General features: G+C 41.8%; 7 protein-coding genes. 4 read left to right on the top strand and 3 right to left on the bottom strand.

Going from position 1 to position 8,282, the window contains the following annotated elements:
* From PSI22_RS08685 to serS, 4 genes are all read left to right on the top strand, one after another.
* The coding region (locus tag PSI22_RS08685; RefSeq protein WP_273579400.1) for a DNA translocase FtsK at nucleotides 1-1,539 on the top strand (1,539 nt) is incomplete at its 5' end.
* A gap of 69 nt (nucleotides 1,540-1,608) precedes the next feature.
* A complete protein-coding gene (gene lolA / locus PSI22_RS08680; RefSeq protein ID WP_038201018.1) occupies nucleotides 1,609-2,217 on the top strand; it encodes an outer membrane lipoprotein periplasmic chaperone LolA in 609 nt (202 codons plus the stop codon).
* Nucleotides 2,218-2,227: 10 nt separating this feature from the next.
* On the top strand, nucleotides 2,228-3,571 hold the full coding sequence (locus PSI22_RS08675; protein ID WP_273579399.1) for a replication-associated recombination protein A: 1,344 nt from the start codon (nucleotides 2,228-2,230) through the stop codon (nucleotides 3,569-3,571).
* Between the two features lie 119 nt (nucleotides 3,572-3,690).
* A complete protein-coding gene (gene serS / locus PSI22_RS08670; RefSeq protein ID WP_273579398.1) occupies nucleotides 3,691-4,980 on the top strand; it encodes a serine--tRNA ligase in 1,290 nt (429 codons plus the stop codon).
* A 117-nt stretch (nucleotides 4,981-5,097) separates the two neighbouring features.
* Here the strand turns inward: serS and PSI22_RS08665 are convergent, their stop codons facing one another.
* The 3 genes from PSI22_RS08665 to pflA form a co-directional block, all read right to left on the bottom strand.
* The gene (locus tag PSI22_RS08665) at nucleotides 5,098-5,904 is read right to left on the bottom strand and encodes a BPSS1780 family membrane protein (RefSeq protein WP_273579397.1); all 807 of its coding nucleotides are present in this window, start codon (nucleotides 5,902-5,904) and stop codon (nucleotides 5,098-5,100) included.
* A gap of 183 nt (nucleotides 5,905-6,087) precedes the next feature.
* A complete protein-coding gene (locus PSI22_RS08660) occupies nucleotides 6,088-6,909 on the bottom strand; it encodes a BPSS1780 family membrane protein (RefSeq protein WP_273579396.1) in 822 nt (273 codons plus the stop codon).
* Nucleotides 6,910-7,541: 632 nt separating this feature from the next.
* Complete coding sequence (pflA, locus tag PSI22_RS08655; protein WP_273579395.1) at nucleotides 7,542-8,282, bottom strand: pyruvate formate lyase 1-activating protein; 741 nt, start codon at nucleotides 8,280-8,282, stop codon at nucleotides 7,542-7,544.

Raw genomic sequence — 8,282 nt, 5'->3', positions numbered from 1 at the left:
TCGAGCCTGTTCCATCCATTCTTGATGCGTAATGATCAACCATTGCCAAAGCCAACAACACCGATGCCTTCTCTAGATCTTCTGACGAAACCGCCAGCAGAAGAAGAGCCCGTCGATATGTTTGCCCTTGAACAGATTTCACGTCTGATTGAAGCGCGCCTGAATGATTATCGCGTCAAAGCGGATGTTGTTGGGTTCTCACCAGGCCCGGTTATTACACGATTTGAATTGGATTTGGCTCCAGGAGTTAAAGCTTCCCGTATCTCCAACTTGTCGCGTGACCTTGCCCGCTCACTTTCTGCGGTGGCGGTTCGTATCGTGGAAGTGATTCCGGGGAAACCTTACGTAGGTTTGGAATTACCGAATAAAAAACGCCATACAGTTTATCTGCGTGAAGTCTTGGACTGTGAAAAATTCCGCGATAACCCATCGCCATTAACTATCGTTTTGGGGAAAGATATCGCAGGTCAGCCAGTAGTTGCTGATTTGGGTAAAATGCCTCACTTACTGGTCGCAGGGACAACGGGATCGGGGAAATCAGTGGGGGTCAACGCAATGATCCTCAGCATTTTGTATAAAGCGAAACCGGAAGATGTCCGCTTTATCATGATCGATCCGAAAATGCTCGAATTGTCGGTTTATGAAGGCATTCCGCACTTATTGACGGAAGTCGTCACTGATATGAAAGATGCGGCGAATGCGCTGCGTTGGTGTGTGAACGAAATGGAACGTCGTTATAAGTTGATGTCAGCTTTGGGCGTGCGTAATCTCGCCGGCTATAACGATAAGATCAAACAAGCGGAAAATATGGGGCGCCCGATCCCCGATCCTTTCTGGAAACCGGGTGACAGTATGGATGTAACTCATCCTATGCTGAAAAAAGAGCCTTATATCGTTGTCATGGTTGATGAATTTGCTGATTTGATAATGACGGTAGGGAAAAAAGTGGAGGAGTTGATTGCGCGTTTGGCTCAGAAAGCACGCGCCGCAGGTATTCATTTGGTGCTGGCAACACAGCGTCCTTCTGTTGATATCATTACAGGGCTGATTAAAGCAAATATCCCGACGCGCATCGCATTTACCGTTTCCAGTAAAATTGATTCTCGTACTATTCTTGACCAAGGTGGGGCAGAATCATTACTTGGCATGGGGGATATGCTTTATCTGGCCCCAAACTCTTCCATTCCTGTACGTGTTCATGGCGCATTTGTTCGCGATCAGGAAGTTCATGAAGTTGTCAACGACTGGAAAGCCCGTGGCCGTCCTCAATATATTGATAGTATTATCAAGGGTGGAGAAGACGGTGAAGGTGGTCTGGGATTGGATAGCGATGAAGAATTGGATCCTCTGTTTGATCAGGCGGTTCAATTTGTGACCGAAAAACGTCGGGTTTCCATTTCCGGTGTACAACGACAGTTCCGCATCGGATATAACCGAGCAGCCAGAATTGTCGAACAGATGGAAGCACAGCAGATTGTCAGTACCCCTGGTCACAATGGTAATCGTGAAGTTTTGGCGCCTCCGCCGCATGAACATTGATAAGTCACTTTTAAATGCGGTATCGGCTATTAATGCTGATCATAAATATGAATTGAAGGTATCTCGCACATGAAAAAACTGATGTTGATTGGTTGTCTGATGATGGGTGTGAGTGTGGGTACTGCATGGGCTGATGCCTCGCAGGATCTACAAGGTCGCTTGGGTAAGGTGAATAGCTTTCACGCCAGTTTTACCCAAACCGTCACTAGTAGTGATGGTTCAGCGATCCAAAACGGTGAAGGGCAACTTTGGGTCAAACGTCCTAATTTGTTCAACTGGCACATGACATCGCCTGATGAGAGTGTCTTGGTTTCTGATGGCAAAACACTGTGGTTCTATAACCCATTTGTTGAACAAGTGACCGCTAATTGGTTAAAAGATGCTGCAGGCAATACACCATTTATGTTGATTGCACGTAATGATTCTGCTGACTGGAAGCAATATAACGTTGTACAAAGTGGCAATAATTTCGAGTTGACACCCAGTAACGCAAATGGAAATTTGAAACATTTTTCAATCACTGTAACGCCGGAGGGGACTATTCAGAAATTTACAGCGGTTGAACAGGATGGACAAAAAAGTGCTTATCAATTAAAAGGGCAGCAAAATACCCGTGTTGATGAATCAAAATTCAAATTCACCATGCCAGAGGGCGTCACGTTGGATGATCAGCGTTAGTGAGGTTTAAGTGAACAATCTTTCACTCGATTTTTCACAAAATGAATTTCAGCCACTGGCCGCGAGAATGCGGCCAGTCACATTAGATCATTATATCGGTCAGCAACATTTGCTGGCGGAAGGCAAGCCTTTGCCAAGAGCAATCCGCGCGGGTCATCTTCACTCCATGATTCTGTGGGGGCCACCAGGAACGGGGAAAACAACGCTGGCTGAAATTATTGGCCATTACGCGCAAGCCGATATCGAGCGTATTTCTGCGGTTACATCTGGTATCAAAGAAATTCGTGAATCCATAGAGAAAGCGAGTCAAAATCGTAATGCAGGTCGCAGGACTATCTTATTTGTTGATGAAGTCCATCGATTTAATAAAAGTCAGCAAGATGCCTTTTTACCGCATATTGAGGATGGCACGATCACGTTTATTGGTGCGACAACCGAAAATCCTTCCTTTGAATTAAATTCAGCCTTGTTGTCACGAGCTCGTGTCTACTTACTGAAATCACTGTCGGCAGCCGAAATTGAGCAAGTGCTTTTTCAGGCTATGAATGATAAAGAACGTGGCTTCGGTGGGCAAAATATTGTGTTGCAGGACGACACCCGTCAGATGGCCGCAGAATTGGTCGCAGGTGATGCTCGTCGTTCATTGAACTTGCTGGAAATGATGTCAGATATGGCGGAAGCCAATGCACAGGGGCAACGAGTTCTGACACCGGAGTTACTGAAAGAGGTCAGCGGGGAACGGAGTGCGAGGTTTGATAATAAAGGTGATCGGTATTACGATTTAATCTCAGCCCTGCATAAATCAATACGTGGTTCAGCGCCGGATGCTGCGCTTTATTGGTACGCCAGAATCATTACAGCAGGCGGTGATCCGCTTTATGTTGCCCGTCGTTTATTAGCCATTGCATCTGAAGATGTGGGTAATGCTGACCCGCGAGGTATGCAGGTAGCCATTGCCGCGTGGGATTGTTTTGCACGAGTAGGCGCGGCAGAAGGGGAACGGGCGATTGCACAGGCCATTGTTTATCTCGCATGCGCTCCGAAAAGCAACGCGGTTTATATGGCATTCAAGGCCGCGATGGTGGATGCGCAAGATAAGCCGGATTATGACGTTCCTGCACATTTGCGCAATGCGCCTACCAAACTCATGAAGGAAATGGGATTTGGTGAGGCATACCGCTATGCCCATGATGAACCGAATGCTTATGCTGCTGGTGAAGTTTATTTCCCACCAGAAATGCGAGAGACTCGCTATTATCATCCGACAGCCAGAGGGCTGGAAGGTAAGATCGGTGATAAATTAAACTGGCTAATTGAACAGGATCAAAATAGCCAGATAAAACGCTACCGCTGATGCGATTGATACGGTAAGGTTTATGCGGTAAGGGTATATGTGTCGGCTTGGTCAATCCGAGCTGATTTCACCACTTTTTTCTCAATAACAATTTTTTCAATAACAAGCACAGGAATAGCATGCTCGATCCAAATATGCTGCGTAATGAGCTAGACGCAGTCGCCGAAAAACTGGCTCGCAGGGGTTATACCCTTGATGTGGAGACGCTGTGTAAACAAGAAGAGCGTCGTAAAGTTTTACAAGTTGAAACTGAAACCCTGCAAGCAGAACGTAATTCCCGATCGAAGGCTATTGGTGCAGCGAAAGCCCGTGGTGAAGATATTGAACCACTGCGTCAGGAAGTGAATCAGTTGGGAGAAAAACTTGATTTAGCGAAAGCTGAATTGGAAATATTGCAGGCAGAGATCCGTGAGCTTGCATTAAGAATGCCTAATATTCCCGATGATTCTTCTCCTTATGGAAAAGATGACAGTGATAATCAGGAAATTAGCCGCTGGGGCGAGCCACGCCAATATGATTTTGAAGTTAAAGATCATGTATCACTGGGTGAATTAACCAACGGTCTTGATTTTGCCGCTGCGGTAAAATTAACGGGTTCGCGTTTCGTGGTAATGAAAGGTCAGATTGCTCGTCTGCACCGTGCACTGGCACAGTTTATGCTGGATCTGCATACCGAACAGCATGGTTATCTGGAAACTTATGTACCTTATCTGGTTAACCATGAAACGCTGTATGGCACTGGTCAGCTGCCTAAATTTGGTGAAGATCTGTTCCACACCAATCCATTGGAAGAAGAAACCGGCAGCAACTATGCCTTGATTCCAACTGCGGAAGTGCCGGTTACCAACCTTGTCCGTGGTGATATTCTGGATGAAAGTGCATTGCCACTGAAAATGACGGCGCATACACCTTGTTTCCGCTCTGAAGCGGGTTCTTATGGCCGCGATACTCGTGGCCTGATCCGTATGCACCAGTTTGATAAAATTGAATTGGTTCAGATTGCCCATCCTGAAAAATCAATGGATGCTCTGGAAGAACTGACCGGACATGCAGAAAAAGTATTGCAGTTATTGAAACTGCCTTACCGCAAGATGTTGCTATGTACGGGTGATATGGGCGCAAGCGCAAGAAAAACTTACGATCTGGAAGTTTGGCTGCCAGCGCAGAATACTTATCGTGAAATCTCATCATGCTCTAATATGTGGGATTTTCAGGCTCGTCGTATGCAAGCACGTTTCCGCAGCAAAGATGACAAGAAAACCCAGTTGGTGCATACACTGAATGGTTCTGGTCTGGCTGTGGGCCGTACTCTGGTTGCAGTGATGGAAAACTATCAGCAGGCAGATGGCCGTATCGAAATTCCAGAAGTATTGCGTCCTTATATGAAAGGGCTGGAATATATTGGTTAATTACCTATTATTCTAAATAATAAAAAAAGCGCCGTGTTGGGCGCTTTTTTTATCGGTAATGATTTATATCCATCCTCTTTAAGTTCCTTTTGTAAAAAATATTTTATATTGAACCTATCAGTTTTCAGATTCTTTTGATTCTGCATAAAAGATACTACGATAAGACGTATAGTAAGCTGCCAAATAAATAGGTATGGTAATAAATAGCCCTAAGCCTAATGGGATTATGGAAAGAGTGATGGTCATATTCATTAATAAGAAAAAGATAAAACCACCAAGAAGATTTTTTTTCACTGCATTGAAACTCATTGATATAGCATCACTGAATTTTAAGCCATTAATGACAATCAGTGCAGGAGCAAACCAAGTATAAGCCAGCCCAAGGATAGAAAAAAACATTATGGCAATATAGGTCAAAATAAATATAAAGAAAATGAGAAGAACCATGGCTATATCAATCTCACTACCTTGTCCGATAAGGTAAAATTGATATATTCCTACGCTACCGATAACTATGGCTGCGAGTACTCCAACAGTTAAAATAAGAATAGTGAATATGCCGACAGCTAGTAGTGAGCCAAAATTTTTTTTGAATCCATGGAAAAATAATCCTATATTAAAACTACCCTTTTTTCTATATTCCTCACAGATAGCCATAAAACCACCCATGAATACAGGTGCAATAAATAAAGCAATGAGGTTGATAAATGGGACCAATAGGATAATGGTAAAGCAGATAAGATAAAGGAAAAGCAATAGTATCCAATTACCAAGATTGGGTTTAACTATTTCCCATGAGTTGCTAACCCATTCTATTGCGGCATTGGCTCCTACTGCACGCCCATTAAGAATAAATGTCTCCTTATCTTTGGTTAAGGAAACATTTCTCGCCCTTGAACTGAAATCAATATTTTTATTGTTCATTTTTTATTCTTCTAAAGGGTGTTATTTATTGATTTTGAGTTAAAATTAAGGTGGTTATCTTTCATTATTATTCCTTGTTATTGGTTTATTTTTTTATCTATTCAAATAGATAATAATGTTACAAGATAGAAAAAAAGCGCCGAAATAGCGCCTTTTTGCTTATCGATACTTATTAAAAATTCATTAGCTGATTAAACTAGACTTCTGTTCTTTCACTTCTTCCGTATAAAAAATACTGCGATAAGTCGTATAAAAAGTTGCCATATAGATGGGTATAGTAATAATCAGACCTAAAAAGAATGGGATCATGGAAATACCAACCAGAATGCCCACCAGTAAGAAAAACAGGAAGCCACCGAACAGGTTTTTCTTCACTGCACTCAGGCTCATTGACACCGCTTCACCGAATTTCAGATCATTAATGATAATCAGGGCAGGTGCGAACCAGCTAAATGCAAGAGCAACCATGCTAAAGATAGTTAAAACAAGGATTGCCAGCATTATAGAAGAAAGGCTACCTAGTAACAGTGCTGGATCTGGATCGGCATACTGGCTGGCTAAAATCAGTTGATATATGCTTGTACCACCAATAATGACAGCAGCGATAACACCAAGCAGGTATATACCAAAGACTAGCCCACCAACAGCAACTAGTGAACCAAATTTATTTTTGAAACCGTGGAAGAGTAACTCTATCTCAAAGTTACCTGTTGTTCTCTGTTTTTCAGCGGCAGCGATGAAACCAGCAATAAACACAGAACCAAGTAAGGCAGTAAAAAAACTGAGGAATGGAATAAATTGCAAGCCTGCAATGATAACCATATAGATGAAGGTCAGCAGTATCCACATCATTGGGTTTGCTTTAACCATTTGCCATGCATTGCCAATCCATTCTATTGCTGCTCCAGCCCCTACTGCTCGACCACCAGGAATGAATGTGTTCTTTTCTTTGGTTAGGGAAACGCTTTTTTCCCCAGAATTGAAATTGATATCTTGATTGTTCATTTTTTTCCGATTTATCTTATTGAACGATAATTGCCAAATTAATTTTCTCTACAATTATCCCATTAACACATTTTGTTAGAGAAACTGATGAATTATCATATAAAAATTACTGTTCAACAAGCATTAATTGTGATTCTGATCGGGGGATTAATATACTAATTTTGCCTGTTTTGCAGAATATACAGAATTTTTTATTTCTTTTGGTTATGCTGATTATGTATAACCAATTGATTTATTTAAAAATAAAACAAATCACTTATGTTTCGGTATGAAATATTGTATATTTTTAGATGAAAATGTTTTTGTCGGGGTAAATCTAAGTTTTAGTTTATGTATTCCTATTTAACATATGGATAATGAAAATCTCATTCTATATTTGAATGATAGAATAGTCATTTATATGTATTATTGGTTATAGTTAGTCTATGTAACTAAAAACATGACTGAAAATACCTAAATTCCATTATCTATTTTAGATAATACCAGTCTGTCGGCAGCCTGATATTATGGTGTTTTATTATATTTAATAAAAAATTAATTAATTGGTTTCTATCTGGTTATTTTTTAGAAAAATCTGGCTGCAACTCAGTGTTGAGCCAGGTTATATTAAATAAAGAAAGTAGGAAGGGGATTTAATAGATTACATGGTGCCCATAACTCACTAAAATTTCTTTTACTCGTTCCATTATTGCTTTTGAAGGAGGCTTTACTCCTTCTAATTTATATTCTTCACCCATGGCAATCCATTTATGTTTGCCAAGTTCGTGATAAGGTAATAATTCAATTTTTTCAATATTATTCATATCCTGAGTAAATTCACCAAGCATATGGACAGATTTATCATCGTCTGACCACCCCGGAACCACGACATAGCGAATCCAGGTCTTTTGATTGCGTTTTGCCAGATAGTGGGCAAATTCGAGCGTGCGATGATTGGAAACCCCGATTAGTTTTTGGTGAATTTCATCATCAAGCTGTTTTAAATCCAACATAACCAGATCGGTATCGTCCAGCAGCTCGTCAATGATGAGATCATAACGACGAACAAAGCCATTGGTATCTAAACAGGTGTGAATGCCTTCTGCATGACAGGCTCTGAACCAGTCACGGACAAACTCAGCCTGAAGAATAGCTTCTCCACCAGAAGCGGTAACGCCACCACCGGAGGCATTCATAAAATGACGATAAGTTGTCGCTTCTTTTATAAGTTCTTCAACAGTGACGGTTGTACCACCGTGGGTATTCCATGTATCGCGGTTATGGCAATAAAGGCAACGCATCAGGCAACCCTGGAAAAACACGATAAAACGGATACCTGGGCCATCAACGGTTCCGCAAGATTCAAAAGAGTGGATGTGACCAAGTACAGACAT

Origin of the sequence: Xenorhabdus aichiensis (assembly GCF_028598775.1) — a bacterium.
Lineage (GTDB): Bacteria > Pseudomonadota > Gammaproteobacteria > Enterobacterales > Enterobacteriaceae > Xenorhabdus > Xenorhabdus bovienii.
The sequence above is the reverse complement of the archived record's forward strand: the minus strand, read 5'-3'. Positions and strand labels throughout refer to the sequence as shown.